The organism is Fulvivirga aurantia (assembly GCF_009711475.1).
Classification (GTDB): domain Bacteria; phylum Bacteroidota; class Bacteroidia; order Cytophagales; family Cyclobacteriaceae; genus Fulvivirga; species Fulvivirga aurantia.
Genome location: NZ_SMMD01000271.1, coordinates 548 through 1,435, shown reverse-complemented (window position 1 = coordinate 1,435; position 888 = coordinate 548). Strand labels below are relative to the sequence as shown.

Here is an 888-nt window from a genome sequence, read left to right as displayed (position 1 = left end):
ATTTACCTTTACCTACAATCAAGACAAAAAAGAGGTTTTAATCATCGAAGGTGTGAGACAGCACTGGAAACCACACCCACTACAGGTAATTAAGGCTGACGTAGGTTTTATAAATCGGAAAAGATTTAAAAGTATCCGACTAGCAAATGCTTTTGTGGTAAGTAACATTCCATATTATTGGAAAAAGGGTAGAAAAGAGAAATGGAATTAAAAAGAAGAAGATTACAAGGTGTATTAAACATTCTCAGTTTTAATAGACACTTTTATATAATAGGTTTACTTGTTTTAGCAATTCTAATTTTGTTACTCTCTTACCTAAGCTGGCCATTATTTTGGATATGGATTCTGGTTGGAGCTTTTGGGTATGGTTTAATAGCGCCTCTCTTAGTCTCTGCTTATGTTTATGACCTTTCTGGTTATTACAATTTCGACTGGTTAGCACACAACAACATTTCTCAATCTAACCCAAAACATATCGCTAATATCAATGCAGGCTTTGATGAAACCAGTTTTATATTAAAAAGTAAATTCCCTGAAACAGAGATCTCTGTATTTGACTTTTACAATTCTGAGAATCATACCGAACCAGCAATTGTCAGGGCTAGAAAAGTAAGCGCTATTTACCCAGGCACCAAATCTATTGAGTCAAACTCTATCCCTTGCGAAGACGAGTCGCTCGATCTAATATTTTTACTTTCTTCAGCACATGAAATAAGATCATATGCTGAAAGAGTAAGTTTTTTAAAAGAATGCAAAAGAGTTCTCAAGTCAAGTGGCAAAGTAATCACCGTTGAACACCTAAGGGACATTCCAAACTTTCTAGCATTCTCAATAGGTTTTACACACTTCTTTTCTCGTAGGGAGTGGATGAGTGCGTTCAATGAAGCT

Annotated in this window: 1 protein-coding gene and 1 pseudogene; both read left to right on the top strand. The window is 35.4% G+C overall.

The genetic code is table 11. The features are described from left to right. Positions 1-211 (top strand): annotated as a pseudogene (locus E1176_RS20285) (DUF2071 domain-containing protein); the annotation flags it as partial. Beyond that, positions 202-888 (top strand): class I SAM-dependent methyltransferase (locus tag E1176_RS01065; protein ID WP_155208738.1); only part of this gene is annotated, 687 nt, incomplete at its 3' end. The pseudogene E1176_RS20285 and the gene E1176_RS01065, both read left to right, overlap by 10 nt.